Raw genomic sequence first — 26,947 nt, 5'->3', positions numbered from 1 at the left:
CCTCAGCAGAAAAGGGTTGGCCACTTGCGCCCCTCAGATACTCCGCACGACCCCGCTGCCGGCGGGCATGACCCGGCGGACTGGAACGGCCCCGTGCCGCCGCCGTCCCGTCCCGACGCCCACCACAGGGACCCGCGGTCACGCGCGCTGGTGATCTCGGGGGCGCTCACTCTGGCTCTGGGCGCCGTTGCCGTGTTCCTTCCGGCACCCTATGTGGTGGAATCGCCCGGCCCCACTTTCAACACCGTCGGAACCGTGAAGACGGGGAACGGGGAAGACTCGCCCCTCATCGAGATCGACGGTGCCACCACTTACCCCACAGAGGGCCAGCTGGACCTCACCACGGTCTATGTTGCCGGTGGTCCGGGCAGCGCCATGAGCTTTCTGGAAGCCGTTGGAGCCTGGTTGAGCCCGGAAGACTCAGTGGTTCCCGAGGAGTTTGTCTACCCCCGCGGAACCACCGGCGAGGAGGTTGATGAGCAGAATGCAGCAGCCATGACCTCTTCCCAGGAGGCAGCCGTTGCTGCGGCACTGCGCGAACTGGACATCGCCTTCACCGAGGAGCTCGCCGTGGCGGATCTCGTGGAGGACTCGCCGGCCGCCGGCGTGCTGCAGACCGGAGACACCCTCATCAGGGTGGACGGCACCGATATTGACGGGATCGACACCCTCCGCACCAAACTGCAGGAAAGCGGCGGCGATCCGGTGGACGTCACCTACCGGCGCGACGGGGAGGAACAGGCAGCGGCGCTTACCCCCGCTCCCGGTGATGCCGGTTCCTATCAGCTCGGCATTTATCTCGCCACGAGTTTCGAGTTCCCCTTCGACGTCAGCATCGCCCTGGACAACGTGGGCGGCCCGTCCGCCGGCATGATGTTTGCCCTGGGCATCATTGACCGGCTGACCCCCGAAGAGCTGACGGGAGGGAAGCACTTTGCCGGAACCGGAACCATTGACTCGGCTGGAAAGGTCGGGGCCATTGGCGGAATTGCCCAGAAGATGGAGGGCGCCTCCGACGCCGGCGCGCAGTTCTTCCTCGCACCGGCCGACAACTGTGGTGAAGTGGTGGGGAACATCCCGGACGGGCTGGCCGTGGTCCGGGTGGCCACGCTGGATGAGGCCCGCAGCGCCGTCGAGGATCTGGCCGCCGGGGCAGACCCGGCCGGTCTGGCACAGTGCTCGGTGGACTAGGGACGGACAGGAAAAGGCGGCAATATAGCTGCCAAACGGCGCCGGATTTTCCGGGCGGCCCATCACGATCTTGAAAAGGTTCTTGCCGATAGGCCCGGCAGGTGGCCCGCCGCAATAAAGACAAGGCAGAATGAGAAAGCACGGCAACTTGCAAAGGGGACGAAAAAATGTCCTGTAATACCCGTTGCAGGCGCCGTGGACCGACGCACCGAACGATGAGGTAACAGTGACTTCCGGACCTAATGGCCCATTTTCCCGACCCAGCCCCAGCGCGGGCGCCCGCCCCGGCAAGCGGCGCGGACCGAGCCCGCTGATTGCCACACTGATTGTTGTGGCGATCCTCGTAATTGGATTCGTCTACTTCTCCCAGGTCTACGCGGACGTCCTCTGGTACAACCAGTTGGGCTACCTCGAAGTCTTCGTCAAGGAAAACCTGACGCGAATCGCGATGTTCCTCAGTGCCTTCATCGTGATGGCCGCGTGTGTCTTCCTGAGCATTAGGGCCGCGTACGCCTCACGGCCTGTCTATGCCCCGGACAGCGCACTGCAGGACAACCTGAACCGCTACCAGGCCCAGCTTGAGCCTGTCCGCAAGCTTCTGATGATCGGCATCCCCGTCGTCGTTGGCGGGTTCGCCGGCACCGCCGCCATGTCCATGTGGCAGCAGGCGCTGCTGTTCTTCAACAGCCGCAACTTTGGCCAGCAGGATCCCGAGTTCGGCCTGGACTTCAGCTTCTACCTCACACAGCTGCCGTTCATCGGCTTCATCGTCGGCTTCCTCATCAGCGTCGTCGTCATCTCGGGCATCGCCGGGCTGCTGACCCACTACCTTTACGGCGGCATCCGCCTGGAGGAAAAGGGCATCTTCACCTCCCGCCAGGCGCGAATCCACATTGCCGTCATTGCGGCCAGCTTCCTGCTCCTGCAGGCCGCCAACTTCTGGCTGGACCGCTACGACACCCTGCTGAGCACCTCGGGGACCTGGACCGGTGCCCTGTACACCGACGTCGAAGCCGTCATCCCCACCAAGACCATCCTCACCGTTGCCTCGGTCATCGTGGCGCTGCTCTTCATCGTGTCTGCGGTCATCGGCCGGTGGCGCCTGCCGATCATCGGTACGGCCATGCTCATCATCACGGCCATTGTTGCCGGCGGCGTTTACCCGTGGATTGTGCAGCAGTACCAGGTAAAGCCCTCCGAGCTCAGCAAGGAAGCGCCCTACATCCAGCGCAACATTGATCTCACGCGTGAGGCCTACGGCCTGGATGAAACAGAAGTCATCGACTACAAGGCCACGGTTGAGGCAAATGCCGGCGCGCTGGCCGCTGATTCAGGCACCACCTCCAACATCCGCCTGCTGGATCCGAACGTCGTGTCCCCGGCGTTCTCGCAGCTGCAGCAGTTCCGTCAGTACTACCAGTTCCCGGAAACACTGAACGTGGACCGCTACGACATCGACGGCGAAACCCAGGACACGGTGATTGCAGTCCGTGAACTGAACATCGACGGCGTTCCCGACGGCTGGGTCAACGAACACATTCTCTATACGCACGGCTACGGCGTCGTAGCGGCCCGCGGATCAACGGTCCAGGCCGACGGCAAGCCCAGCTTCATGGAATCCGGCATCCCCTCCAGCGGCGTGCTGGGGGACTACGAACCCCGGATCTACTTCGGCGAATCCTCACCCGACTACTCGGTGGTCGGTGCACCCGAGGGTTCGGCACCGCAGGAAATCGACCGCCCGCAGACGGGCGACTCGGACACCGAGTCCCAGACAACGTTCGACGGCGACGGCGGACCCAGCGTGGGCAATTTGTTCAACCAGCTGGTCTACGCCATCAAGTTCCAGTCCACCGAAATGCTGCTCTCGGACGCCATCAACCCCGAGTCCCAGATCCTCTACGACCGCGATCCCCGCGAACGCGTCGAAAAGGTTGCTCCCTACCTGACGGTGGACGGCAACGCCTACCCGGCGATCGTCGACGGCCGGGTCCAGTGGATCGTGGACGGCTACACCACCAGCAAGTACTTCCCCTACTCCACCCAGCAGGAACTGCAGGCAGCCACCACTGACTCCCTCACCACGGGTGCCGCAGCCCTTCCGGCGGACAAGGTGAACTACATCCGCAACGCGGTCAAGGCCACCGTCGATGCCTACGACGGTTCCGTCACCCTGTACGCCTGGGACGACAAGGATCCGCTGCTGCAGTCCTGGCAGGCAGTCTTCCCGTCCACGCTGAAGCCGTACAGCGAGATGTCCGCCGAGCTGATGTCGCACGTGCGCTACCCGGAGGACCAGTTCAAGGTCCAGCGTGAGCTGATGGGCAAGTACCACGTCACCAACGCGGACTCGTTCTTCAAGAACGACGACGCCTGGTCCGTGCCGAACGATCCCACTGTGGCCAACGCCGAGGTGAAGCAGCCTCCGTACTACCTGTCCCTGCAGATGCCGGGCCAGGATGACACAGCGTTCTCCCTGACCACTCCGTTTATTCCGTTTGTCTCGCCCAACGGTGAAGCCCGCAACGTGCTGTACGGCTTCCTGTCAGCCGAAGCTGATGCCGGAACGGGCGAGGCGGGCGTCAAGAGCGAGGACTACGGAAAGCTGCGGCTGCTGTCGCTGCCCACCGACACCGTGGTCCCCGGTCCCGGCCAGGCCCAGAACCGGTTCAACTCGGACCCGACGGTTTCCAACGCGTTGAACCTGCTGCGCCAGGGTGCTTCCGAGGTCATCAACGGCAACCTGCTCTCCCTGCCTGTGGGCGGCGGCATGCTCTACGTGCAGCCCGTTTACGTGCAGTCTTCCGGTGACGCGTCCTACCCGACGCTGCAGCGCGTGCTCGTGAACTTCGGCGAGACGGTCGGCTTCGCTCCCACACTGGATGAAGCACTGAACCAGGTCTTCGGCGGTGACTCCGGTGCCATTACCGGTGACTCCGAGAATGTTGGCCAGACCCCCGACGCCGGGACCGGCGAGGTGCCGGGCGACACGACGGCAGCTGCTGACCTGGCCGCTGCTCTGGCTGATGCCGGAGCCGCCATCCAGGAAGGCCAGGCGGCACTGGCAAACAACGACTTCGCTGCCTACGGTGCGGCGCAGGACAAGCTCAACACAGCAATCCAGCGCGCCATCTCCGCACAGGAGGCCATGGACGCTGCCGCCGGGGAAACCGACGGCGGGGAAACCGGTGCCACGGAGGGTGCGACTCCCGCGCCCACCGAGGGTAACTAACGCGCTGAGGCTGCGGCCCGGCTGCCGATTTGCAGCCGGGCCCCGCGGCGGGTAGAGTTAACTATCACGCCGCGGGGTGGAGCAGTTCGGTAGCTCGCTGGGCTCATAACCCAGAGGTCGCAAGTTCAAATCTTGCCCCCGCAACCAAATAACACAGAATCATCAGAGAATCCCGGTTGGCAGAGATGCCAGCCGGGATTCTCTGCTTTCCGGGAATTCCCCTGTTCCCCGGCACTGGTGCCATCAGACCCGCGGCATGGGAAATTGGGCACGGACGGCTCGCGCTTCTCCGCCGGGGGTGGCTAAGCCCCGGTAAACGGAGACGGGCGGCACTCCCGCAGGGGAATGCCGCCCGTAGGCCGGCAGCGCCGCTTAGTGCTTAGTTCTGGCCGATGGCGGACTGTCCGGAGCCGGAGCTCTTCAGTGCGGCCAGACGGGCCTCAACCTCGGTCTGCTCGCCCAGGTCTTCAAGGCTCTCAAACTGTGCATCCAGGCTGGACGCAGCGAGCTCGTTTGCGCCGCGGACGCGGGCTTCTTCGCGGCGGATCTTCTCTTCGAAGCGGCCAACCTCCGAGGTCGAGTCCATGACGTCGATGCTCTTCATGGCTTCGTGCATCTGGGTCTGGGCGTGCGCGTTGCGGGCACGCGCGATCAGCTCGTCCCGCTTGCTCTGCAGCTGGTTAAGCTTGCCCTTCATCTGGTCCAGGCCGGTCTTGAGCCGCTCCACAATCTCTTCCTGCGAAGCGATCGTGGGTTCTGCACCCTTGGCCTCGTTCTCCGACGCCATCTGGCGCTGAATTGCCACCTTAGCCAGGTTGTCGAACTTCTGCGCGTCGGCAGTGTTGCCCGCGGCGCGGAACTCGTCAGCCTTCCGGGAGGCCGCAAGGGCCTTGTTGCCCCAGTTGCGGGCATTCTGGATGTCTTCGTTGTAATCATCCTGAAGCATGCGCAGGTTGCCGATGGTCTGGGCAACGGCGCTCTCAGCCTCAGCGATGTTGTTGCTGTAGTCCCGAACCATCTGGTCCAGCATCTTCTGCGGATCTTCGGCCTGATCCAGGATGGCGTTGATGTTGGCTTTGGCCAGCTGGGTGATGCGTCCAAAGATTGACTGCTTTACCACGGTGTCTGCCTTTCGGTTTGTGGAACTGAATCTGCTGAAAAAACTGATGGTGCACCTTCACTGATGTTGCGTCCTGCTGTGACCGGCTGTGCTTACAGCCCGAACCTAGAAGCTCCCGCCTGCGCCGTCGAAGCCTCCACCGCCTCCACCGCCGCCGAAACCGCCGAAACCGCCGCCGCCCCAGCCACCTCCGCCGCCGAAGCCTCCGCCTCCGCCGCGCAGGATGGAATCGATCAGGATACCGCCCAGGATCGCACCGCCCAGGCCTGAGCCGCCGCCGCGGCCGCCGTACATTCCGCCGCCGCCGCCGAAGCCGCCTCCGAATCCGTCGACATCCTGCTGGGCCATCTCAGCTGCCTGCGCGGCCAGCGCGTTGGCCTGCTGGGCGTAAGCGAGGGCGCTGACCGGGTCCGAGGACTGCAGGGCTATGGCCTGCTGCAGGTTCCGCTCAGCCTCGGCCAGCCGGGTGCGGGCCTCACTGCCGACACCGCCGCGCCTGGCGCGGATGTAGTCGGAGGTGCCAGAAATCTGTGCTTGGGCTGACATCACGGCGTGCTGCAGCGCATCCCGTGCGCGGCGTTCCTGTTCCTGCCGGTCCCGGATGCCTTCCAGCGCATTGTCGAGCTGGGAGTTGGCCGTCTCCAGCCGACGGAGCAGATCCACGGGATTGTTCCGGTCCGAAGATTCGCGCTCTATTGCGGCCAACGCCGCTTCCACACCTGCCATCGGTCCAGCCAGTCCGGCGTTGGCGCCGTTGGCTGCAAAGGCCCGGGCCTGGGCAAGGTCCTGTCGGGCATCCGCGACCGCACGCTGCAGTTCATTGCGCGCTGCGTCGAGTTCGTGTCCGGTCTTCTCGATGGCATCCAGCAGGACGTTGGCCTGGTGCACGCTTTCCTCGGCGGCACGGACGGCGACGACGGCGGAAGCGGTGTCTCCTTCGTCGAGCTTGGCCTGGGCTGTTTCTTCGGCATTGTCGACAAACTCAAGCCGCTGGCGTGCCTGTTCAATGTTGTCCGCGATCTGGGCCAGGGCGGAATCGGCATAACGCTGGCGGAGCCCGGTGAGGGAAGCCTCTGCAGCGGCCAGACGCCCGCCCGCAGACTGTGCGCTGGTCCGGGCCGCACCCAGAGCCGCAGGTGCGTTCTTTTCGAGTTCACGCAGCGCGTCGAAGTCTTCCTTGTGCGCCTGGAGCGACTCGTTGACCGCTTCACAGCGGCGGATGATGTCCTTAAGCCAGGTCCGCTGCTGGGCTTCCGTATCCGGAATATGGTCATCCAGCTGCTGCTGCATCTTGAAGGACTCACTCATGTGGTTCTTCGCCGCTGCCAGATCGTCAGTGAATGTCTTGACGGCGTCGTCTCCGTAGGAGGCCATCGCGAAGGCGAGTTCCTGTTCGCTGGACTTGATGGCGTCGTCCGCGGCCACCAGAAGGCTGCCGGCACGCTTCCGCAGGTCTTCCACGCTCATTTCATCCAGCGGGTCCACGGGCCCCCGGGGGCCCGAAGCATCCGGTCCGGCTGCGATCGCGCCCTTGCGGCGGCTGCGGACAAACAGGAAGGCCGCGCCGCCGCCCAGCAGAATAATCCCGCCAATGAGGACGACCGGAGCAAGGCTGGCGCCGGAAGATGAAGACGCGCCGCTGGAAGAACCTGTGCGGCCGGACTCAAGTGCATCGGCAGCGCTGACCGCTGCAGAGGCCCAATCCGCTGAAGTAATGGTCTGCTTGCCGAACAGCTCATCCGTGGCCGCGTCATAGATGGCGTTGCCCTGCTCTTCGGTCAGTTCAGTATTTGCGGGAGTGGAAACCTGAAGCTCCCTGCTCTCTGTGGCAACACTGAGCAGCACTTCGCGCTGTCCCATGTTTTCGTTCTCGACCACCTGTTGTCCCCAGGCAGCGGGATCGGAGGGGTTCGTGAACTCGTCCACGTAGACCACATAGAGGGTGTACCGGCTGTCCTCCCGCACCTCCATGATGGCGGTGCTGACCTCGCCGGCATCTGAGCCCAGGACGCCGGCGTCGTCGACCAGGAACTGCCCGGGCGGAATGGTTACCGGAGGGACCGCGGAAGCGGCTGCAGCCGGAACCAGAAGCGCCGAGACACTCAAACCGAGCACGGCAGCTAGCCGCATGGTCTTCAACCGCATAAATTTGTCCTCAGGATCGTGTGGTGCGTGGCAACTGCGCTTCGTTCCGCCGGATTCGGTCCCTCCGCGGGGGAAGGCCGGTTCCTGGTTTGATTCTATTGTTCGCCAACATACCGAGTCCACCATGGAGAAGGCTGGATGTCTTTCGGCAAGCTTTCAGGAACTGTTCAGGAACCTCCATCAATCGTCACAGAAAGTACTGTCATAGTTGAGGAAGCCTCACACTTCCACGGGCACATTGATTTGGAAAGGACAGCACATGTCTGAGCAATACGGGGGCACCGAGGGTCCGCAGCGTCCGATTCCTCCCCGTCCGCCTGCACCGCCTGCTTCGTCCGAGGGTGCAGCGGCGGGTGAGGCAAACGAGGGTCAGACCCAGCAGTTCCCCGATGCTGCGGCCAGGCATGCTCAGCCACAGGCGCCCCAGCAGCCGCCTGCCCATGCGCCGTCGGCCTCCGGCAGCAGCAGTTACGGCGGCAGCCCCTCCGCCACCGGTAACGGCGGCGGAGGGTCAACCGGCGGTTATTCGACCGGCGGCTACGGGCAGGATCCCTACGGTTCCGGTCACCAGCCGGCGCAGGAGCGTTCGCCGCGTCGGTTCGGAGCCGGCACCCTGATCACCGGCATGGTGCTGGCCGGTCTGCTGGGCGGCGGCGTTGCAGTGGGCGCTGACGCACTGATGGACAACGATTCCTCTCCGCAAAGCACAGGCCAGGCACAGACTGTTGTGGTCAACAACGATGACAGCGTCAATGCGGTGACTGCGGCCGCCGTGAAAGCCTCGCCGAGCGTTGTCACCATCGATGTCTCCGCCAGCGGCAGTTCCGGCACTGGCTCCGGGATCATCCTGGACGATGAGGGACACATCCTGACCAACACGCACGTAGTCACTCTGGGCGGGACTGCTGCATCCCCGTCCGTCGAAGTTCAGACCCATGACGGCCGTGTGTTCTCCGCCACAGTAGTGGGAACCGACCCCGTCTCCGATTTGGCTGTCATCAAAGTGGACGCGTCCGACCTGACCCCGGCCAGCCTGGGTGACTCAAACGACCTGAACGTGGGGGACACCGTCATTGCCATCGGTGCTCCACTGGGACTGGCGGGCACGGTAACGGACGGCATCGTGTCAACGCTGAACCGGACCATCAGCGTTCAGTCTTCCGCGGCCCCGGAATCCCCGGCGGACGGCGGAACCGGCCAGGACAATGACGGCAACGGGTTCCGTTTTGCTCCGCCGGACGGGTCCAGCCAAAGCCAAAGTGCGGCTCAAGGCTCCATCTATCTGGACGTCATCCAGACGGACGCGGCGATCAACCACGGAAACTCCGGCGGCGCACTGGTCAACACGGAGGGCGAGGTCATCGGCGTCAACGTGGCCATTGCGTCCGCCAGCGAGGACAGCGGAAGTATCGGCGTCGGTTTCGCAGTGCCGATGAGCTACGCGGAACGGGTGGCCAATGAGATCATCGACAGCGGCTCTGCGACCCACGGCTTCCTGGGTGTCTCGGTCACTCCGGCGGTGGCCTCCAGCTCCTCGGCCTTTACCGTGGGCGCCGAGGTGGCCGAGAACCCGGCCAGCGGAACCCCGGCGGCCCGGGCAGGACTCAAAAAGGGTGACGTCATTACGGCAGTAAACGGAATTCCGGTCACCGACGCGCAGTCCCTGACCGCCGCCATCAGGATGCAGGCAGCAGACACCAAGGTCACCATCGATTACACCAGCGGCGGCCGCACGGACAGCACGGACGTGACGCTGGGCAACTCCGCAGACCAGTAACTCCATGCACTACGGACCCGCTCTTCTTCGGGAAGGGCGGGTCCACCCGTGTTCGGGGGCGGGCACGGGGCTGCCTCCCGGTGTGATTAGCTTAAGTTTGCCGCCCCGGCGGCTGGTCCCGGACCCGGCGAAGCCGAGTCCGGAAGGATCTCACACGCAGAAAGGTTCCGCATGCAGGAATCAGCCGACAGGCCGCTAAATATTGTTGTCCTGGTAAAGCACGTGCCCGATGCCCAGTTTGACCGGCACCTTTCCGGTCCCGCTCACACGCTCGACCGTTCCGAGAGCATCCTCTCCGAGCTGGACGAGTACGCCCTTGAAGCGGCGCTGCAGCTGGCCGAGGCGCGCGGGGGCCAGTCGGCCGGGAACATGGTGACTGCACTGACCATGGGTCCGGATGCCGCGGTTAACGCGGTGAAGAAGTCCCTCCAGATGGGTGCCTACCAGGGTGTTCACGTGAACGACGCCGCTCTGGCCGGTTCCGATGCCGCGGCAACTTCGCTGGTGCTCGCCGCGGCAGTGCAGCACGCCGCCGGCGCGCCGGGTGCCCCGGCAATGCCGGATCTGGTGCTGACGGGAATGGCGTCCACGGACGGAGAGACGTCCCTGGTTCCGGCGCAGCTGGCGGAACGTCTCCAGCTGGCCCAAATCACCTTTGCCTCCGAGATTGAGGTGCGCGATGTTGACGGCGCTCCCGCGGTCCGTGCCCGCAGGGACGGCGATTCCTTCTCGGAGACGCTCGAAGCACCGTTGCCGGCACTGGTTTCGGTCACTGATCAGGCCAACGAACCGCGCTACCCCAATTTCAAGGGCATCATGGCCGCCAAGAAAAAGACCATCACGGTTCTTTCCCTGCAGGATCTGGGCATCGAACCGGAGCAAACAGGGTTGGCCGGGTCCTGGACCTCCGTGGCCGCCTCCGCGCCCCGACCGCCGCGTTCAGCCGGAACCATCATTACCGATGACGGCAGCGCCGGGGTTGCCCTGGTGGACTTCCTGGCCGCTTCCAAACTGATCTGATAATCCTTTCACCGGCGTTGCCCCGGCTGCGCCCGAAGCACTAAGGAGAGCCCACCATGGCCTCTGTCCTCGTCTTTATCGATGTACCGGGCCTGCCGCTGCCGCGGGCGAGCCGCGAATTGCTGACCATTGCCCGCGGGCTGGGGGAGCCTGCGGTGGCCAGCCCCCGTGCCCTCAGCGATGAGGCGCTGCAGGCTCTGGGGGATTACGGCGTCGCAGCCGTCTACGAACCCGCAGCGGAACTGCCGGACGTCCTGATCGCGGCCAAGGCCGCCTTCCTGGCCGAAACCGCCCAGAGCGCAGGCGCTGCAGGGGTGCTGCTGGGGAATTCCTTCGAGGACCGCGAGGTGGCGGCCCGTGCAGGCATAAAACTGGGTTCCGGCGTCATTACGGACGCCGTGGCCGTTGCTCCGGACTTTTCAGTGACGAAATCGGTGCTGGCCGGGTCCTACACCTCCACCTGCCGGGTACAGGCCGGAATTCCCGTCATCACGGTGAAAGCCAACAGCGTTGAGCCGGTTCCGGCGCAGGCTCCCGCGGCTCCGGAACGCCGCCGGGTTGCCGTCCCCGACGCCGGTCCCGCTGCACGGGTCACGGGCCGCACCGAGAAGCGGGTCAGCGGCCGTCCCGAACTCTCCGAAGCCAGGGTGATTGTGGCGGGGGGACGCGGAATGGACGGTGACTTCACGCCGGTGGAAAACCTCGCGGACGCGCTGGGCGGTGCCGTGGGCGCCTCGCGTGCAGCCACCGACGCCGGCTGGATTGAACACTCCGCCCAGGTGGGCCAGACCGGGAAGACGGTCTCTCCGCAGCTCTACATCTCGGCAGGCATCTCCGGCGCCATTCAGCAGAAAGCCGGAATGCAGACGGCAAAGGTCATTGTGGCGGTCAACAAGGACGCCGATGCACCCGTGTTTGAAATTGCGGACTTCGGAATCGTGGGGGACGTGTTCTCAGTCCTGCCGCAGGCCACCGAGGAAATCAAGAAGCGCAGGTCCTGATTCCATGACCCAGGCACAGGAACAAGAGCAAGAGGTTCCCCGGGTGCAGCGTGTGCTGGCCTTCGCCGCCCATCCGGACGACATCGACTTCGGTGCCGCCGGAACCGTGGCGGGCTGGACCGCGGCAGGAGCCGAGGTCACGTACTGCATCATGACCGCCGGTGACGCCGGCGGTTTCGAGCCCGGAGACCGAAACAAAGTAACGGAGCTGCGCAGCAGCGAACAGCAGGCAGCCGCAGAACTCGCGGGTGTGCGGGACATCCGGTTCCTGGGTGAACGCGACGGCTTCCTGGCGGTGACCCCCGAAGTGGTGGAGCAGGTTGTCGCGCTGATCCGCGAAGTCCGCCCCGACGTCGTGCTTTCCATGCATCCCGAACGCAACTGGGACCGCATCCAGGCCAGCCATCCAGACCATCTGGCCTGCGGCGAGATCGTCACCCGGGCGGTATATCCGGCGGCGGAGAATCCCTTTGCCTTCCCGCGGCTGGCGGAACGGGGCCTGGAAGCATTCAAGGTCCCGTGGCTGTGGTTTTACGGTGCTCCGCGGGAACGGGAAAACCATGCCGTGGATATCAGCGGGCTGGTTGAAACCAAACTGGCAGCGATCCGGGTACACGCCAGCCAGCATCCGGACATTGGCAGGATGGAAGCTGCGGTGAAGTCCATGCTTCGTGATAACGCCCGCCGTTTTGGGCTCCCCGACGGTGCCAGTGCCGAAGTTTTTCATGTGGTGGGAGTCAATACCGAGCAGACCATCGCCGGGTTCTGACGTCTGTACCGGCTCACTCATGCCGACCGCAGCCCGTCCTTGTGCTGTACCGGTGGAAGGGGTCCTTGATCCGCTACAGGTTTGCCTCGGCCCAGAAACCGATGGCCTCAGCCAGGTAGGCCGCCAGCCCCGGCGCTTCACTGTCGTAGAAAGCGGTGAAGCGGCTGTCCTGCACATGAAGCGGCTGTCCTGCACATACAGCTCACCCAGACCCTTGTAAGCTGCGCGGTCGGGAGTCCAGCCGGCGCAGACCCACCGGTAATGGCGCGCGACGACGGCACCGACCTGAGGATCCGACGGCGCCAGTCCGGCGCGCAGGCAGGCGGCAAGCTCCGTGTTGATGACTCGGGCCTCCTGCAGAAGTTCCTGCTGCCGGTCCTTTCCCAGCGATTCCAGTTTTTCTTTGCTGGACTCGACCCGGGCATTGCCCCAGCGCTGCCGGGCTTCATCCTCATAGGGGTTCTCTTCGAATCCCCGGAACAGTTCCTGCGCGTCCATGGTTCCTCCTTGTGCCAAGGTATCCAGTGTTGCCCGGACCGTCGCTGCCATCTCCGCCAGGCGCCGGCTCTCCTCCTGCAGCCACCGGTGGTGGACCGCCAGTGCCTCAGCCTCATCGATCTGCCCGGCAAGGACGGACGCGATGGAGTCCAGTCCCAGACCCAGCCGGCGCAGCAGCAGGATCCGCTGCAGCCGCAGCAATTCCTCCATCCGGTAGAACCGGTATCCGTTGGGGCCGGTAAAAGCCGGGGAGAGCAAACCGCGTTCCTCGTAATGGCGCAGCGTCCGCGACGAAACTCCAGCCATGCGTGCCACCTCGGAGATGGGCCAGGCATCCTTATGCCGGGACTTCACAGCCGTCCCCTGGGCATCATTTTCAGCTCCTGCCGGGATGTGCAGCCGGGGGATCCGGCTGCTTCTCCTTACGGTAGGCGTTGACCCAGCGTCAACGTCAAGCGGCCGGCAAGGGCTCAGGCCGCGAAGGGGATGACCAGCAGGATGGGCGGTGTGGGAGTCGGCGAACCGCCGTCGGGCTCCACCGTCAACGCCACCGCACTGTAGGGATCAATGTCCGTCAGCTCCGTGGCCTTGGTTCCGGAGACTTCCTCGCCTGTCATGACACCCACCGACACCGGATCGGATCCGTCGGCCGGGACGCGCCACATCTGGTAGACCGATCCTTCCGGCGGGGCCGGGACTCCGCTGAGAGTAACGACGGCGGCGTCCTTGCCCTTGGAGGTGGCCACTTCCGCGGTACCTCCGGTGGGAAGGTCAATGGTGCGCTGCTGCACGTCGGAGGCTTGCAGCACTTCCTCGCTCACCGAATCCGGTTGTCCGAGGTTGCTGACGGTCACGCCTCCCACAACGATTGCGGCGGCTGCGGCGCCGGCAAGGATCCAGCGGCCGGCGCGGCCCAGGGGCGAGCGGCGGCTGCGGCGGGCGGCAAGCTCGTCGCCGGGATCCGGGGCGGGAGCGGAATCCTCCTGCTCCGGCAGCCGGGCCATGATCCGTTCCAAGAGGTCTTCGGGCGGAGCGGCTTCGGCCCGGTAGCCTCCGGCCAGTGCTTCGCGCGTGGCCCAGACACGCTGGAGGAAGGACCGGCGGACGCCCGGGTCTGCCCGTTCCAGGGCGGCATCCACTGCCTGCCGGTCGTCGTCGGGCAGGGCGTTCAGGGCATAAACCTCAGCCCATTCCAGCAGCCGGCCGTCGGCCAAGTCTGTGTAGAGGGCATCTGAGGAGGCATCAAAGCTGTTTTCAGGCATTTGCGGGCACCCCCAGACATTTCTTCAGTCGTATGAGTCCGTCGCGGATCCGCGACTTGATGGTTGGCACTGCGGCATTCAGCTTTTCCGCGACCTCGCGGTAGGTGAATCCGCCGTAGTAGGCGAGGCGAACCGATTCCCGCTGGGTGTCGGTCAAGGACTCCAGACACTCCACCACCGCTTCGGCATCGAGCCGCTGAGCGACGGTGTCCGCCACATTGTCATAGTCCGGTTCCTGCATGGCGGCGCCGAAGCGGGCCTCCCGGTTGGCGGAACTCTGTTCGGAACGGACCCGGTCAACGGCGCGGCGGTGGGCGAGCGTCAGCAGCCAGGCCAGGGGCGAACCGACGGCGGGATCGAAGCGGGAAGCGCTGGTCCACACCTGCAGGTAGACCTCCTGCGTGGTGTCCTCGCTGAGCTCGGCATCAATGAGCACCCGGCGGGCCAACCCGTAGACACGACGTGATGTCAGTGCATAGAAGCGCTCGAAATCACCACGGCTGCCGCCGGCAATCCCCGCCAGCAGTGACTCCAGCGAAGGCTGGGGGACAGGCTGTTGCCCGTGGTTCTGCGCGGCTTCGGCGGCGCGCTCCGGAATGGAGGCCTGCGCGGCGGAGGGCCGTCCCTGGTTCGGCTTGTCCATAGGCTTCCAGCATAGGGGGAAACCCGTGGCTGCGGCTCCCTGAGTTTCCATGCCCCCTATTCGTTGCCGGAGGCGGAATTGATGGGGCGGTCTCCCGGCGGCAGTTCCCGAAGGATTCTAGTGGAGGCGGGCGGAGGCGATCAGTGTATCGGCATTCAGGTTGTACTCCTCACCCAACTGCGCCAAGAAGGCGGTCTTCACCCTTGCCGCCGCTTCCTCGTCCTCCGGCAGGAGGAAGCGCAGTCCGCTGCCCATCACCAGCGACCAGGCCAGGGACTGGTTGAGCTGGACCTGCGCCGGAGTGGAGAGAACCTTGATGTCCTGGAGTCCGAAACCCTCGAGCCAAGCGGTAAGTTTCTCCGGCGTGTTCAGGCGTTCGGTGTTGTCCCGTGCCCCGGAAATCAGTCCCGTCAGCTCGGGCCGCTCACGCCGGCACTCCTGCACCAAAAGATCGGTAAACGGGCTCAGGGCACCTTCCGCCCACGTGCTCAGGGCCAGCATGCCACCCGGGCGCAGGTTCGAGACCAGGTGAGCTGCTCCCTTGTCCATGTCCGGAAGGAAGAAGATCGAGTAGGCGGACAGCACGACGTCGTACGGCTCGTCCCCGGTCCACGCACCGGCGTCGTCCAGATGCAGGACAACATTCTCGAGGGAGAGGGTGCTGGCTTTCGCCTGGGCCAGGGCCAGCATCTGTGCCGAAAGATCGACGCCGTCCACCCGCCCGTCCGGGCCGGCGTACTGTGCCGCGGGGATGGTGGTTGCTCCGGTGCCGCAGCCCGCATCCAGGATCCTGTGGCCAACCTCAATCTCGGCAGCTGCCACCAGGGCGTTGCCCATCGGGTTCCAGAGCGAAGGTGCCAGGCGCTCAAAGTCGGCGGCGCCGTCGTCGAACGCGGAGCCAATCGTGATCTCGGGCATGGGAGTCCTTAGAGCTGGGCACCTGCGAAGCCGTGTTGGCGCCAGGCTTCGTAGACGGCGATGGAGGCGGAGTTGGCAAGGTTCAGGGAGCGCAGGGACGGCAGCATGGGCAGGCGGACACGCGCGGTAACGTGCGGGTCCTGCTTTACCTCTTCGGGCAGTCCCACGGATTCGCGGCCAAACATCAGCACATCGCCGGGCTGATAGGCGATGTCCGTGTAGGACGTGTCACCGTCGGAGGTGAAGGCATAGACCCGTTCCGGAGCAAGGGCTTTCCACGCGGCCTCCAGGGTGGGGTGCACGTGGAGGACGGCCAGGTCATGGTAGTCCAGCCCTGCGCGGCGCAGCTTGGAATCCTCCAGCTCAAAGCCCAGGGGCTCAACGAGGTGGAGTTCGGCTCCGGTAATGGCGGCCAGGCGGATTGCATTGCCGGTATTGCCGGGGATTTCAGGGGTGTGGAAGAGGATGCGGAACACAACCCCATCCTAAGCCCGGCAGCTAGCGGACCGTTGCATCGAGGAGTCCGCCAAGCACGGGGAGCTGCACCGCGTTGGCCTGTGGTCCTTCGCTAAAGAACCGCTTGAGTTCGCGCTGGAGGGTTCCGGCATTGGCGACGTGAACCATGGCGGGGGCGCTGCGGCTCAGCGAGGGCGGATAGTCGATCACGGGTTCAAAGGGGTTGCCGTTGGGGCTGTGCAGCACCACCCAGCCGCTGACGTTGCACTCCGGGAAGCGGTCCTGGAGGGTGCGCACGGCATCCGGAAGCCGGTTACTGGACACCTCCTTGCCGCGGTAGCGCAGGTGCCGGCCGTCCCAGCTGTAATTGCCGGGAGAAGCAACCTGGGATTCAAGGACGGCCATCCGGTAGCCGCCCAGGAGCACATGGCCCACGTTGAGGTTGCCGCCGCGGGGAGAGCGGTCCGGCAGGTGCAGGCCGTTGACCAGCCGTCCTGCCGGATAATCCGGCAGCAGGGTGCGTTCAAGCAGGCGAATGGTGAGGACCTCGCCGTCGTACCGGGCGCCCGCACCGGAGCCCAGGCGCGCCATGAACCCGGGCCTGCGGGGGGATCCGTGGACCTGCTGTCCGGCCAGTGCCAGCGGCAGCACCGGCGGGGAACCGGGGGAGAAGTCCGGGACGAAGCGCGGGGTCTTGGCCAGGGCCTCGTCGGGGGAGGGTGATCCGCCGCGGGTGTAGCCGGTGCGGGCGGAGGACGCCGGTTTGGACGCGGCTCCGGGCCGCCCGCCGGAGCCGCGGCCCAGGCTCAGGTCATACGCCGCTTTTTGCTCCGGGTTGGACAGCACCTCGTACGCCTCGGCGATGACATGGAACGTTTCGGCACTGCCTCCGTGATCCGGGTGGGTGGCGCGTGCGGCTTTGCGGTAGGCCGTCTTGATCTGGTCCGTTGTGGCCGAGGGGGTAAGACCCAAAACCTCATACAGCGTCTTGGGTGACGGGCTCACAGCGGATCCTCTCATTGGGCCGGAAGACCCGGCAGGCACAGCGCGCGGATGGCGCCGCAGGTTTCACAGCGGTTGCATTCTCTCAGGTTGGCAGCGTCACCGGCCAAACCGGCAGCCATAAGGCTGCACCAGCTATAACGCTGGAAGGGTGAACTATGTTTCCCGGACGGACCGGGCAACTCTGCGGACAGAGTGATAACTCGCCGCGGCAGCGGGGATGACCCGCGGGTGGTCCGGATCGGTGTTGTCCACGACCACCGTGGCACGGCCCGCGGGATCCGTGTCAGCGAAGTAGAGACGCTGGCCGCCCACGTAGCGGTGCATGGCCGGATCATTCGGATCCGCCGGCGTTCCGTCGCGCTGAGCCATCCGAGCCGCGGTCACGGGAAACGGCACGTCGAGGAACAACGAGAAGTCCCAATCCGCCGCCAGTTCGCGGCGGTGCAGGAAGAGTCCGTCCACCAGCACGACGGCGTTGGCGGGGGCGGGCAGCTCGGGCGGGGACAGGACGGCGTCGGTGACGAGGCTGTGCCCGGCGGGCCGGTAGCTCCCGCCGCCTCCCGGCTTCAGCGGGTCGAGGACGTAGGCCCGAAACTGTTCCACGTTGTAGGAATCATGGCGAAAGCCGGCTGCCGAACGTCGGCCGCGCCGGTACCGAATGCCTTGGCGGTGATGAAAGTCATCCAGCGACACCCGGATCACCGGCCGCGGGTTCACGGCACCGGCCAGCTCGGCAGCCAGGGCGTCTGCAAAGGTTGTTTTCCCGGAGCCGTCAACGCCGTCCACCGCCGCGAATACCCGGCAGCCGGGGGACCTGCCGGACAAGCATGCCGCCAGGTTCTGCAGGAGCGCAGCCCGGCGGACAGGCACAGGGCAAACCGGGAGCGCCGGCGGGGGAGGCGGAGTGGTCACAGAGGCATTGTGCCAGTTCCAATCGGCATCGGTTGCGATCCCCGTTAGAATGATCAGGTGCCCGTGTACCTAGATCACGCGGCGACCACGCCTATCTCGGCCTCGGCCCTCGCCGCACTCACGTCAGAACTTAGCCGCAGCGGCAATCCGTCCTCCCTGCACGGCTCCGGCCGCCGCGCCCGGATGGTGGTGGAGGAATCGCGCGAAGCGCTCGCCGCCGCCGCAGGCTGCCACCCCTCGGAGATCATCTTCACCTCCGGCGGAACCGAGGCGGACAATTTGGCCGTCAAGGGGCTGTACTGGTCCCGGCGCGATGCCGACCCGCGCCGCACCCGGATCCTCTGTTCCCCGATTGAGCACCATGCCGTCCTGGACACCGTCCAGTGGCTGGAAAAGCATGAGGGTGCCACCGTGGTGTGGCTGCCGGTGGATCAGGACGGCGTGGTCTCCGAGGAAGCCATCCGGGCCGAGCTTGCCGCCTCCGCAGACACCACCGCCCTGCTGACCGTCATGTGGGCCAACAATGAAGTGGGCACGGTCCAGGACATTCCCGCGCTCACTGCGCTGGCACACGAATACGGGGTGCCGGTGCACACCGACGCCGTGCAGGCGTTCGGCGCACTGCCGGTGGACTTCCGGGCGGCCGGTGTGGACACCATGGCCATCAGCGGTCACAAGATCGGCGGACCGGTGGGGGTCGGGGCGCTCGTCGTTGGACGGGCCGTGAGACTCACGCCGGTGATGCACGGCGGCGGGCAGGAGCGGGACATCCGCTCCGGAACCCTGGACACCCCCGGCATTGCGGCCTTCGCCGCTGCAGCCCGTGAAGCCACGGAAAACCTTCCCGCTGAGTCCGCCCGCCTGCGGAACCTGAGGGACACGCTGATCGCCGGGGTGGAGCGCGAAATTCCGGACGCAGTGCTTCGGGGCGCACGGGAGGACCACAGCGGGGATACCGGCCAGCAAGGCAGGCCACGCCGGCTGCCGGGCAATGCCCACTTCACGTTTCCGGGCTGCGAAGGCGATTCGCTGCTGTTCCTGCTGGATCTGGCCGGGGTGGAGTCCTCCACCGGCTCGGCGTGCACGGCGGGAGTTCCCCGGCCCTCACACGTTTTGCTGGCCATGGGACTGAGCGAGACCGAGGCCCGCGGTGCGCAGCGTTTCAGCCTCGGGCATACAACCACGGCCGCAGACGTTGACACCTTGTTGAACGCACTTCCCGAAGCCTATGAGCGGGCCAAAAAGGCCGGTATGGCTTCCCACGTCAGCAGCATCCAAACAGCAGGAACAGGTTTTACTTCATGAAGGTTTTGGCAGCAATGAGCGGCGGAGTGGACTCCGCTGTAGCCGCAGCACGAGCAGTGGAAGCCGGGCACGACGTCGTCGGCGTCCACCTGGCGCTGTCCCGCATGCCGGGCACCCTGCGCACCGGCAGCCGGGGCTGCTGCACCATCGAGGACTCGCGCGACGCCTGGCGGGCCTGCGACATCCTGGGCATCCCGTACTACGTGTGGGACTTCTCCGAGCGGTTCAAGGAAGACGTGGTGGATGACTTCGTCGCCGAGTACGCCGCCGGCCGCACCCCCAACCCCTGCATGCGCTGCAATGAGCGGATCAAATTCGCCGCCCTGCTGGAAAAGGCACTGGCCCTGGGCTTCGACGCCGTCTGCACCGGCCACTACGCCAAGGTGATCACCGACGCCGACGGAAACCCGGAGCTGCACCGTGCCGCGGACTGGGCCAAGGACCAGTCCTACGTCCTGGGCGTGCTCACGCACGAACAGCTCAAGCACTCCATGTTCCCGCTGGCCGAAACCCCGTCCAAGGCCGAGGTCCGCGCTGAAGCCGAACGGCGGGGCCTGTCCGTGGCCAACAAGCCGGACAGCCACGACATCTGCTTCATCCCCGACGGCGACACCCGCGGCTGGCTCGAAGAGCGCATCGACATGACGGAGGGCGACATTGTCGATTCCTCCGGCGAAAAGATCGGCACGCACCCCGGCGCCAACGCCTTCACCGTGGGCCAGCGCAAGGGCCTGAAGCTGGGCCGCCCGGCCGACGACGGCAAGCCCCGCTTCGTGCTGGAAATCAGGCCCAAGGAAAACAAGGTGGTCGTGGGGCCGGAGAAGCTGCTGAACATCGACCAGATGCGCGGCATCAAGATCTCCTGGGCCGGCCTGCCGATCCCCGAGATTGAGGCCCGCACCCAGTTTGACTGCATGGTCCAGGTCCGCGCCCACGGCGATCCCGTGGCCGCCCGCGGCTGGATGGAAGATGTTGCCTCCGATGAGGCCGACGGCGGCGTCCGCGAGGAGCTTGTCGTCCGGCTGAACGAACCGATGCGCGGCGTTGCACCGGGCCAGTCCATGGTTATCTACCAGGGCACCCGCGTCCTGGGCCAGGCCACGATCGATTCGGCACGTTCGCTGGAATGGGATCCCGCCGCGGTGTCCTGATCCGGGCGGGCCGGCGTAACGTGCTCTGCCGCACGCGGGCCGGACTCTAGACTGGAGCCATGACTGAAACATCCGCAGATGAGTTCGACCCCGCTGCCAGTTCCCTCGCCGGTAAAATTTCCGACGACGTTATGCAGGAACTGCTGGCTGTCCGCAGCAGCATCGACAACATCGATGCAACTCTGGTGTATCTCCTCGCGGAACGTTTCAAGGCCACCCAGCGGGTGGGGTACCTGAAAGCGGAGCACGATCTGCCGCCTGCTGACCCGGGACGGGAAGTGGCCCAGATTGCCCGGCTGCGCCGGCTCGCCGAGGACGCCCACCTGGATCCGGCCTTCGCGGAAAAGTTCCTGAACTTCATCATCAGCGAGGTCATCCGGCACCACCAGGCGATCTCCGACAACCACAACGGCGGCAACAGCAATGCAGCAGGACTCTGACCAGACGGACACTAAGCAGCCGGAATCCACCACCGTCACGGCCACTGCCTTAGGCTCGTGGCCGGGCGATGACCCGGTGGAAGCCACCCGAATCATCCGCGGTGAGCTCGGTGCGCCGCATCTTCCGTTCCTGGTGGAACTGCCGCACCGCGGTCCGGGCGCCGACGCCCTGGGGCGGACGGCCGCACTGCTCGTGGAGCTCGCCGTGGACCTCCAGCCGCACGGTTGGCGCCTGGTGCCCCGGCCCGGAAAGGACCACCGCAGGGCAGTCTCCCTGCTGAGCCAGGATCTCAATGCCCTCGCCGATGTTGTTGGTGCCGAGGAATCCCCGGGCAGGCAGCTGAAGATTTCGCTGCGCGGTCCGTTGTCCCTGGCCGCCGGTCTCTACCTGCACAACGGCGAACGTGCCCTCTCTGACGCCGGAGCCCGCCGGGAACTGCTGCAGTCACTTACCGCAGGCGCAGTGGACTATGTGGCGCGTGCACGCACAGCCGCACCGGAGGCCGGCATTATCGTCCAGCTCGATGAGCCCGACATCGCCGAAATTCTCGGCGGCGCCATTCCCACGGCCAGCGGCTACCGGACACTGCGCTCCGTGCCGGCCACGGAAGTGTCATCCGCCTGGGCCCAGCTCATGGAGGCACTGACCCTTGCGGGGGCTGAGCAGATCGTCCTGCGCCTGCCGGAGACCGGACGCTCCGCGGTGCTTCGCCCCGGAGCCCAGACACCTTTTGCCTTGGCACTGGGGGCGGGCGCAACCGGCGCGGCCCTGCCTGCCGCCGGGCTTACCGGAGCGGATTGGGAAGGAATTGCGGAAGCGGTCGAAAGCGGAAAGTCGCTGTGGCTGGGAATACTGCCGGAACCGGCAGGGAACGCTGAGCCCCGCCAAGTGAAAGCCCTGGTGGAGGATGTACTGCGGCCGTGGACCAAAATCGGCCTGTCAGCCAACGCGCTTCCGGCGCTTCGCCTGACACCGGCCGCCGAGCTGGCGGAGGTATCGCCGTCGTCCGCCCGGAAGGTCCTGAGCCGGCTCACGCAGACTGCGCAGGCGCTGTCCCAGGTGGCCGCCGAGGGCTGGGGCACCGGAACTTAACCGGCTCTTATACCCGCCGCTCCCAGCGGGAAGGCACGGCCTCGGCCGGAAGTTCGCCGTCCCAGGGCTGCTGCCGGTAAGTGAAGCTTCCTTCGTAGACGAAGATGGTACCCACCTGCCGCTGCACCACCCGCGTGCGGATGCGGAAGACGCCCTCGCCGTCGTCGTACCGCTGCTCCACATGTGCGTCCGCAGCAGCAAAGCCAGGCAGCGGAAGCCGCAGCGGGCCCAGGAACAGCCGGCCGCGCGGAGAATCCATGAGCAGATGCCCTTCCCCGGTCACGGACAGCACCAAATCAGTGGCCAGATTTCGTTTACGTCCCAGATAATCAGTCAGATGCCCCGGACCGGTCAGCGTGGTGGTGTCCTCAAAGGTCCGGTTGCCGCCGGGAAACCGGAAGGTCCGCACCGCGGTCAGCGACGGCCTGCCCTGTGGATCCTGATGCGGGTAGTTGCGGATGGTAAAGGGAACGCCGGTGCCGTAATCGGGGAAGAACGCATTCGATACCGGAACTAGTTTGAGCAGCGGCCGCAGCCAGGGCCGGGGACAGCCGGCGGTTTCGAAAACGCCCTCTCCCTCGCCGTACACGCCGCCGCCGGCCGCTGCTGAGAAGTACTCCTGCAGCGCGGGCTGGAGCCGCTCGAAGTCCGCTCCGAGGACCTGGCGGTAAACGGAGCGGGGAACCGCTGCTGGTTCGACTGGAGCCATGATCTAGAGCCTTCCGGAAGCTTTGAGCCGGATATAGAGGTCCGCGAGCTTGGGCGGCAACTCGTGCGGGGTTTCGTCAACCACCTCGGCACCCATGGACCGCAGCTGGGCGCTGACCGCTGCCCGGTCCAGAAGGGCACGCTCCGCCGCTGCTGCGCGGAACACCTCGGTGGCCGTTGTCCGCTGCCGCCGCAGTTCCTCCAGCTCCGGGTCCCGGACCGAGGCAACCACCACCACATGCTTGTCCAGCAGCTGCGGCAGCACCGGCAGCAGCCCCTCTTCGAGTGCGCCGGAATCCAGGGCAGTTATCAACACCACCAGCGAACGGCGGGTGGAAACGGATTGGACGGCACCGGGCACCAGGGAAAAGTCAGCTTCAATCAGCTCGGCGTCCAGCGGGGCAATCGCCGAAACGAGGCGGTGCAGGAGGTTGCCCTTTCCCCCGGACTGGACACGTGCCCGGATCCGCCGGTCAAAGGCCAGGAAGTCCACCCGGTCGGCACCGCCGGAAGCCAGCATGGCCAGCAGCAGAGCGGCTTCGATGCCGGTGTCCAGCCGCGGTTCATCGCCAATCCGGGCAGCTGACGTGCGGGAAGTATCCAGCAGCAGCACCACGCGCCGGTCACGCTCCGGACGCCAGGTCCGCACCACGGTGTCCCGCCGGCGGGCAGTGGCACGCCAATCGATGGACCGGACGTCGTCCCCGCGCACATAGTCACGCAGGGAATCGAATTCCGTTCCTGCACCCCGCATCTGCACCGTGGTGTTGCCGTCCAGCTCCCGCAGCCGCCGCAGTTTCGACGGCAGGTGACGTTTGGCGTGGAACGGGGGGAGCACCCGCAGCACTGCGGGGCACGGCAGGGTGCGCTGGCGGGCGGCCAGACCCAGCGGACCGAAGCTGCGTACAGTGACGGATTCACTGTGCAGGTCCCCCCGGCGCTCCGGAAGGAGCCGCACCTCAAAGCGGCGGGCTTCATGCGCGGGTATCTGCATCCGCTGCACAGGGTCCAGGGCTCCGGCCGAAGGCTGCCAGCCGTCCCGGAAGCTGCCGCGAAGGGGACGGGGGCCGGTGTTGCGGACAGTCAGGACCGCGGCGGCAGGCTCGGTCAGTCGAACGCTTCCCGGAACGGTGCGCTCGAGGGTGAGCGAGCGCGGCGATGCAGCCGCCACCAGATCAACGCCGACAGCGGCGCACAAAAACACCAGCCACAGCGTGATCGAGGCAGCGCCCGGAAAGAGCAGGACCGCCACGGAACCCGCTGCGGCAAGGAAGACCAGCCGGCCGGAGATCGCCATCAGAGACCGGCGACCTAGCGCGGTACCGGAACGGTGGCCAGGATGCTGCCCAGCACGCCGTCGACTAAGACACCATCCATCTGTGCCTCCGGGCGCAGCGACACCCGATGCCGCAGCGCCGGCAATGTGAGTGCCTGGACGTCGTCCGGCGTGACGAAGGGCCGCCCCGAGAGCCAGGCCCAGGCGCGGGAAGTGTTCAGCAGTGCCGTGGCGCCGCGCGGGGAGACACCAAGCTGGAACGACGGCGCACTCCGGGTTGCCCGGACCAGGTCCACGATGTAGCCGAGGACTTCGGGGGAGACCTCCACCTCGGCGACGGCGCGTCTGGCTGACTCCAGATCGGCAGCAGAGGCAACGGGACGGACTCCGGCGGCACCAAGGTTCCGGGGATCGAAACCGCCGCTGTGCCGGCGGATGATCTCAATTTCGTCGTCCCGCCCGGGCAGGTCCATGGTCAGCTTGAGCAGGAACCGGTCCAGCTGGGCCTCCGGCAGGGAATACGTGCCTTCGTACTCCACGGGATTGGAGGTGGCCGCCACAATGAACGGATCGGGCAGCGGACGAGACACTCCGTCCACTGACACCTGCCGCTCCTCCATGGCTTCCAACAGCGATGCCTGGGTCTTGGGCGGGGTGCGGTTGATTTCGTCCGCCAGCAGGATGTTGGTGAAAACAGGTCCTTCCCGGAAGGAGAATTCCGAAGTGCGGCCGTCATAGATCAGCGAGCCGGTGACATCTCCGGGCATGAGGTCAGGGGTGAACTGCACCCGCTTGGTATCCAGGGACAGGGCGGCGGAGAGGGAACGCACCAGCAGAGTTTTTGCGACGCCCGGAACCCCCTCCAGGAGCACATGCCCCCGCGCCAGCAGCGCAATGATCAGCCCCGTCACCGCGGCATCCTGGCCCACTACGGCCTTGGCCACTTCCCGGCGGACGTCAAGCAGGGCCTGGCGGACCGGATCGGTGCCCGGGTCAACATCCCGGCCGGCGTCCGGCCCTGAGGAAGCGGCCTGCTCCGCAACTCCGGCTCCCGGCGCTTCCCCGGCCCTGATTTCTTCGGCACTGACCTGGGCCGTGGGTGACGGCGGGGAACCCGGGGGCTGCGGCTGGTACTGCTGGCTCATGATGCGGTGACCTCTTCCTCTAGGGCTTGCAAATCCTGTGACCACTGAACAAGCGCGGCATCGCCTGCAGGCAGAGCCCCGTTCAACAGCGAATTAACCTCGTCCTCGGGCCGGCCGGTGGACGCGGCGACCGCCCGGACCACCGTGTCGGTGCTGCTTCCGGGTCCCAGCCGCAGCCGGGCGGCAAGGCGGGTGAGCGCGGCGGCGCGAAGTGTTTGGGCCGCGCGGTCCGTTGCACGTGCGTCCTGGTACAGCCGGGCGCGGCCTTCCGCCGTCTCTGCGGACCGTACCACCACGGGCATCGGTTCGGCGGCCAGAGGCCCCAACCGGCGTCCGCGCCAGAGCATCGCCAGTGCCGCCACGACGAGCAGCCACAGCAGCAGCGGATCCACCCATCCGGGCAGCAGCGTGCGGAAATCGGCAGGTGCCTCCGCGGGCGGCACATCCGAGACAGTGGGCAAAAACCAGACCAGGGTCTCGGTGGAACCCAGGGTGCGCAGCGCCAGTGCCGCATTGCCCCGGTTGGCGAGGGACTCATTGGCCAGCAGCGCGGAATTACCCAGGACAATCACGCTGCCGTCGTCGTTGCCCGCGTACGAACCTGCCCCGGTACCGCCGTCGGCGGCGGGGAAACAGGTGACCGGCCCGCGGTAGGCCAAACCGCCGGCGTCGATGCTTTGGGCGGCGGAGGCGTCCGCAGCATCGCACTGCGCCTCCAAACCGGCGTCCTGCTCCGGCAGCACCCCGGCGGAGCGGATCTCCGGGGCGAGCTCGGTGAGTTGGACAAAGCCGGGTTCCACCAGCACCTGCCTACGGGCAAGGCCGTTCAACTCCGCGAGCTGGTCCGGCCCCAGAAAGCCGTTGGGGTCGTACAGAAACAGCGTTGACTGCCCGCCCCGGCGTTGGAGCATGTCAACGGCTTCCTGATAGGAGTCCGGAACTTGAACGTCCACGCCCCGGTTGCCCAGGATCGTTGCCGCTGCCTGTGCACCGGCGGGGGCGGGGTTTGCGGGGGAGAGCGCTGTATCGTCATCGCCGGATCTCCCGAGGACGGCCAGGAGGACAACGAAGCACAGCACCAGGCCCAAAATGATCCACAGTCGCCACGCCCGCAGCCGGGTCCGCACGGTTTCGCTGAGCGTCGGACTGCGGTCCGGACCTGCCGGGGGTACCGGAACGGCTTCCGGGGGTGCGGTGCCCGCGTGCGGGGCGCTCACCGTGGAACCGCCAACGTGTTACGGGCCGGGGAGGGAACTGCGGGAGACAGGCGTTCCAGCAAAGCATCCAGAACGCCGGCCCGCTCCGCGTCACCGGAGGTGGCCGGCAGATGGCCGTACCGGACGTCGTCGAACCGCCGGGCCAGCCAGATGATTTCGTCCGAGGCTGAGGGGAAAGACCCGGCCAGGATATGTCCCGCCTCTGCAGCCGTGCGGCCGGGACGGGGCTCGAGGACAACACGTTCCTCGGCCGAACGGATGATGGCACGCAGACGTTCGGTCACCGCCGTGTCCCATTCAGCGCGGGCGGCTGCCTCCTCGGCGAGCCTGCGGTGATCCACTGCGATCCGGACTTCGCCTGAGTCGAAAACCTCCCGGCGGCGCCGCGCATTCAACCGCGGGCGGACCAGGAACACCGCTGCGGCAAGCACCGCTGCCGCCCCGACAGCCAGGAGAACCACGCCAACGGTGGGATCGAAACCGGCAATGCCGTTGAGGAGCTCGATAAAGAAGTTGCCCACCCACCGCCAGAAACGCTCCAGAAGGGTGGGCTCGGCGGCCTGGTACACGGGCCGGGACAATTCCTGCTCAGCCCATTCCCGGCCCTGATCCGCATCGGGAAGCACCGGGACCTCCCGCACCCCAAACCCCTGCACCGGCCCC

24 protein-coding genes, 1 tRNA gene and 1 pseudogene are annotated in these 26,947 nt (G+C 66.1%); 11 read left to right on the top strand and 15 right to left on the bottom strand.

What is annotated here, in order from left to right; translation table 11 throughout:
* Positions 1-24: 24 nt before the first annotated feature.
* The 3 genes from KG104_RS13475 (at position 25) to KG104_RS13465 (ending at position 4,570) form a co-directional block, all read left to right on the top strand.
* Positions 25-1,191, top strand: coding sequence for a YlbL family protein (locus KG104_RS13475; protein ID WP_237687151.1), 1,167 nt, complete (start codon positions 25-27; stop codon positions 1,189-1,191).
* Positions 1,192-1,417: 226 nt separating this feature from the next.
* Complete coding sequence (locus tag KG104_RS13470) at positions 1,418-4,423, top strand: UPF0182 family membrane protein (RefSeq protein ID WP_207347974.1); 3,006 nt, start codon at positions 1,418-1,420, stop codon at positions 4,421-4,423.
* Between the two features lie 70 nt (positions 4,424-4,493).
* A tRNA-Met gene (locus KG104_RS13465) sits at positions 4,494-4,570 on the top strand.
* A 232-nt stretch (positions 4,571-4,802) separates the two neighbouring features.
* On the opposite strand, the gene KG104_RS13460 is transcribed toward KG104_RS13465, so the two are convergent.
* On the bottom strand, positions 4,803-5,543 hold the full coding sequence (locus KG104_RS13460) for a PspA/IM30 family protein (RefSeq protein ID WP_104052573.1): 741 nt from the start codon (positions 5,541-5,543) through the stop codon (positions 4,803-4,805).
* 105 nt (positions 5,544-5,648) lie between these two features.
* On the bottom strand, positions 5,649-7,688 hold the full coding sequence (locus KG104_RS13455; protein WP_207347975.1) for a TPM domain-containing protein: 2,040 nt from the start codon (positions 7,686-7,688) through the stop codon (positions 5,649-5,651).
* 259 nt (positions 7,689-7,947) lie between these two features.
* Here KG104_RS13455 and KG104_RS13450 point away from each other — a divergent pair, with 259 nt between their 5' ends.
* The 4 genes from KG104_RS13450 to KG104_RS13435 all read left to right on the top strand — a co-directional run bounded on the left by KG104_RS13450 (position 7,948) and on the right by KG104_RS13435 (position 12,255).
* Positions 7,948-9,465, top strand: a complete 1,518-nt coding sequence (locus KG104_RS13450) for a S1C family serine protease (protein WP_207347976.1) — start codon at positions 7,948-7,950, stop codon at positions 9,463-9,465.
* Positions 9,466-9,636: 171 nt separating this feature from the next.
* Positions 9,637-10,485: an electron transfer flavoprotein subunit beta/FixA family protein gene (locus tag KG104_RS13445; protein ID WP_207347977.1), complete on the top strand. Its 849-nt coding sequence runs from the start codon at positions 9,637-9,639 to the stop codon at positions 10,483-10,485.
* A gap of 56 nt (positions 10,486-10,541) precedes the next feature.
* Positions 10,542-11,486 carry an electron transfer flavoprotein subunit alpha/FixB family protein gene (locus KG104_RS13440; RefSeq protein ID WP_104052569.1) on the top strand — a complete coding sequence of 315 codons (945 nt, stop codon included), beginning with the start codon at positions 10,542-10,544 and terminating at the stop codon, positions 11,484-11,486.
* Between the two features lie 4 nt (positions 11,487-11,490).
* Positions 11,491-12,255: a PIG-L deacetylase family protein gene (locus KG104_RS13435; protein ID WP_207347978.1), complete on the top strand. Its 765-nt coding sequence runs from the start codon at positions 11,491-11,493 to the stop codon at positions 12,253-12,255.
* A 73-nt stretch (positions 12,256-12,328) separates the two neighbouring features.
* Here KG104_RS13435 and KG104_RS18220 read toward each other — a convergent pair whose 3' ends face one another.
* The 8 genes and pseudogenes from KG104_RS18220 to KG104_RS13400 form a co-directional block, all read right to left on the bottom strand.
* Positions 12,329-12,430 carry a TipAS antibiotic-recognition domain-containing protein gene (locus KG104_RS18220; protein ID WP_237687152.1) on the bottom strand — a complete coding sequence of 34 codons (102 nt, stop codon included), beginning with the start codon at positions 12,428-12,430 and terminating at the stop codon, positions 12,329-12,331.
* Positions 12,431-12,516: 86 nt separating this feature from the next.
* Positions 12,517-13,059, bottom strand: a pseudogene (locus KG104_RS13430) (MerR family transcriptional regulator); the annotation flags it as partial.
* Between the two features lie 164 nt (positions 13,060-13,223).
* Positions 13,224-14,015, bottom strand: coding sequence for an anti-sigma factor (locus KG104_RS13425; protein WP_207347979.1), 792 nt, complete (start codon positions 14,013-14,015; stop codon positions 13,224-13,226).
* Positions 14,008-14,658 (bottom strand): ECF RNA polymerase sigma factor SigK, encoded by a 651-nt coding sequence (gene sigK / locus KG104_RS13420; protein ID WP_104052566.1) that lies wholly within the window; start codon positions 14,656-14,658, stop codon positions 14,008-14,010. The genes KG104_RS13425 and sigK overlap by 8 nt, the downstream gene beginning before the upstream one ends.
* Positions 14,659-14,775: 117 nt before the next feature.
* Complete coding sequence (locus tag KG104_RS13415; protein WP_207347980.1) at positions 14,776-15,576, bottom strand: class I SAM-dependent methyltransferase; 801 nt, start codon at positions 15,574-15,576, stop codon at positions 14,776-14,778.
* Between the two features lie 8 nt (positions 15,577-15,584).
* A complete protein-coding gene (locus tag KG104_RS13410) occupies positions 15,585-16,052 on the bottom strand; it encodes a tRNA (cytidine(34)-2'-O)-methyltransferase (RefSeq protein ID WP_104052564.1) in 468 nt (155 codons plus the stop codon).
* Between the two features lie 22 nt (positions 16,053-16,074).
* The gene (locus tag KG104_RS13405; protein WP_207347981.1) at positions 16,075-17,037 is read right to left on the bottom strand and encodes a J domain-containing protein; all 963 of its coding nucleotides are present in this window, start codon (positions 17,035-17,037) and stop codon (positions 16,075-16,077) included.
* A 153-nt stretch (positions 17,038-17,190) separates the two neighbouring features.
* On the bottom strand, positions 17,191-17,862 hold the full coding sequence (locus KG104_RS13400) for a nucleoside/nucleotide kinase family protein (protein WP_207347982.1): 672 nt from the start codon (positions 17,860-17,862) through the stop codon (positions 17,191-17,193).
* Between the two features lie 144 nt (positions 17,863-18,006).
* Here KG104_RS13400 and KG104_RS13395 point away from each other — a divergent pair, with 144 nt between their 5' ends.
* Genes KG104_RS13395 through KG104_RS13380 form a run of 4 tightly spaced genes read left to right on the top strand, consistent with a single transcriptional unit; the run spans position 18,007 to position 21,938 of the window.
* Positions 18,007-19,254: a cysteine desulfurase family protein gene (locus KG104_RS13395; RefSeq protein ID WP_207347983.1), complete on the top strand. Its 1,248-nt coding sequence runs from the start codon at positions 18,007-18,009 to the stop codon at positions 19,252-19,254.
* Positions 19,251-20,405, top strand: coding sequence for a tRNA 2-thiouridine(34) synthase MnmA (gene mnmA / locus KG104_RS13390; protein WP_104052561.1), 1,155 nt, complete (start codon positions 19,251-19,253; stop codon positions 20,403-20,405). Before KG104_RS13395 ends, mnmA begins: the two co-directional genes overlap by 4 nt.
* A 59-nt stretch (positions 20,406-20,464) precedes the next feature.
* Positions 20,465-20,845: a chorismate mutase gene (locus tag KG104_RS13385; RefSeq protein ID WP_104052560.1), complete on the top strand. Its 381-nt coding sequence runs from the start codon at positions 20,465-20,467 to the stop codon at positions 20,843-20,845.
* A complete protein-coding gene (locus KG104_RS13380; protein ID WP_207347984.1) occupies positions 20,829-21,938 on the top strand; it encodes a uroporphyrinogen decarboxylase/cobalamine-independent methonine synthase family protein in 1,110 nt (369 codons plus the stop codon). Before KG104_RS13385 ends, KG104_RS13380 begins: the two co-directional genes overlap by 17 nt.
* A 7-nt stretch (positions 21,939-21,945) precedes the next feature.
* Here the strand turns inward: KG104_RS13380 and KG104_RS13375 are convergent, their stop codons facing one another.
* The 5 genes from KG104_RS13375 to KG104_RS13355 are packed head-to-tail and all read right to left on the bottom strand — an operon-like array spanning position 21,946 to position 26,910.
* A complete protein-coding gene (locus KG104_RS13375) occupies positions 21,946-22,647 on the bottom strand; it encodes a DUF4166 domain-containing protein (protein ID WP_207347985.1) in 702 nt (233 codons plus the stop codon).
* A gap of 3 nt (positions 22,648-22,650) precedes the next feature.
* On the bottom strand, positions 22,651-23,943 hold the full coding sequence (locus KG104_RS13370; protein WP_207347986.1) for a DUF58 domain-containing protein: 1,293 nt from the start codon (positions 23,941-23,943) through the stop codon (positions 22,651-22,653).
* 14 nt (positions 23,944-23,957) lie between these two features.
* Positions 23,958-25,067: an AAA family ATPase gene (locus KG104_RS13365; protein ID WP_207347987.1), complete on the bottom strand. Its 1,110-nt coding sequence runs from the start codon at positions 25,065-25,067 to the stop codon at positions 23,958-23,960.
* Complete coding sequence (locus KG104_RS13360) at positions 25,064-26,284, bottom strand: DUF4350 domain-containing protein (RefSeq protein ID WP_207347988.1); 1,221 nt, start codon at positions 26,282-26,284, stop codon at positions 25,064-25,066. Before KG104_RS13360 ends, KG104_RS13365 begins: the two co-directional genes overlap by 4 nt.
* Complete coding sequence (locus KG104_RS13355) at positions 26,281-26,910, bottom strand: DUF4129 domain-containing protein (protein WP_207347989.1); 630 nt, start codon at positions 26,908-26,910, stop codon at positions 26,281-26,283. Before KG104_RS13355 ends, KG104_RS13360 begins: the two co-directional genes overlap by 4 nt.
* Positions 26,911-26,947 lie beyond the last annotated feature (37 nt).

It is taken from the genome of Arthrobacter sunyaminii (genome assembly GCF_018866305.1).
In the GTDB taxonomy this organism is placed as follows: Bacteria; Actinomycetota; Actinomycetes; order Actinomycetales; family Micrococcaceae; genus Arthrobacter_B; species Arthrobacter_B sunyaminii.
The sequence above is the reverse complement of the archived record's forward strand: the minus strand, read 5'-3'. Positions and strand labels throughout refer to the sequence as shown.

Excerpts from the sequence above, each read along its gene's own strand:
- KG104_RS13455 (WP_207347975.1), bottom strand. The coding sequence starts at position 7,688 with ATGCGGTTGAAGACCATGCGGCTAGCTGCCGTGCTCGGTTTGAGTGTC.
- KG104_RS13450 (WP_207347976.1), top strand. The coding sequence starts at position 7,948 with ATGTCTGAGCAATACGGGGGCACCGAGGGTCCGCAGCGTCCGATTCCT.
- KG104_RS13445 (WP_207347977.1), top strand. The coding sequence starts at position 9,637 with ATGCAGGAATCAGCCGACAGGCCGCTAAATATTGTTGTCCTGGTAAAG.
- KG104_RS13440 (WP_104052569.1), top strand. The coding sequence starts at position 10,542 with ATGGCCTCTGTCCTCGTCTTTATCGATGTACCGGGCCTGCCGCTGCCG.
- KG104_RS13435 (WP_207347978.1), top strand. The coding sequence starts at position 11,491 with ATGACCCAGGCACAGGAACAAGAGCAAGAGGTTCCCCGGGTGCAGCGT.
- KG104_RS13425 (WP_207347979.1), bottom strand. The coding sequence starts at position 14,015 with ATGCCTGAAAACAGCTTTGATGCCTCCTCAGATGCCCTCTACACAGAC.
- sigK (WP_104052566.1), bottom strand. The coding sequence starts at position 14,658 with ATGGACAAGCCGAACCAGGGACGGCCCTCCGCCGCGCAGGCCTCCATT.
- KG104_RS13415 (WP_207347980.1), bottom strand. The coding sequence starts at position 15,576 with ATGCCCGAGATCACGATTGGCTCCGCGTTCGACGACGGCGCCGCCGAC.
- mnmA (WP_104052561.1), top strand. The coding sequence starts at position 19,251 with ATGAAGGTTTTGGCAGCAATGAGCGGCGGAGTGGACTCCGCTGTAGCC.
- KG104_RS13385 (WP_104052560.1), top strand. The coding sequence starts at position 20,465 with ATGACTGAAACATCCGCAGATGAGTTCGACCCCGCTGCCAGTTCCCTC.
- KG104_RS13380 (WP_207347984.1), top strand. The coding sequence starts at position 20,829 with ATGCAGCAGGACTCTGACCAGACGGACACTAAGCAGCCGGAATCCACC.
- KG104_RS13375 (WP_207347985.1), bottom strand. The coding sequence starts at position 22,647 with ATGGCTCCAGTCGAACCAGCAGCGGTTCCCCGCTCCGTTTACCGCCAG.
- KG104_RS13370 (WP_207347986.1), bottom strand. The coding sequence starts at position 23,943 with ATGGCGATCTCCGGCCGGCTGGTCTTCCTTGCCGCAGCGGGTTCCGTG.
- KG104_RS13365 (WP_207347987.1), bottom strand. The coding sequence starts at position 25,067 with ATGAGCCAGCAGTACCAGCCGCAGCCCCCGGGTTCCCCGCCGTCACCC.